The organism is Mesorhizobium sp. M3A.F.Ca.ET.175.01.1.1 (assembly GCF_004791945.1).
In the GTDB taxonomy this organism is placed as follows: Bacteria; Pseudomonadota; Alphaproteobacteria; order Rhizobiales; family Rhizobiaceae; genus Mesorhizobium.
Map to the genome: position 1 here is coordinate 1 of NZ_SRTP01000293.1, position 307 is coordinate 307.

Sequence of the window (307 nt, forward strand, 5' to 3'; positions counted from 1 at the left end):
ACATTCCCTTTCGGCCACTGCCGTCGAAAGGCCCCGTCGCGGTGCTGTTGCATTTCATTGCCATGTTTCGTGGCGTCCTGATTGCTCTTGCCCTGTCGTCCATGGCGGTGGAAGCCATCAATCTTTCGATCATCTGGGGTCTGTCCGTTATCGTCGATGGGGTGACGGCGCAGGGAGCAACGGCTTTCCTGCGCAATGAATGGCCGCTGCTGACCGTGCTTGGGTTGTTGATTTTCCCCGCTATGCCCATAGCGTCGTTCCTTCTCAATACGCTCAATTCCCACACGCTTGGCATTGCGATGCCGGC

At 57.3% G+C, this 307-nt stretch carries 1 pseudogene; it reads left to right on the forward strand.

The window, feature by feature from the left end:
- Positions 1 to 2 precede the first annotated feature (2 nt).
- Positions 3 to 307, forward strand: a pseudogene (locus EN818_RS31715) (ABC transporter ATP-binding protein); the annotation flags it as partial.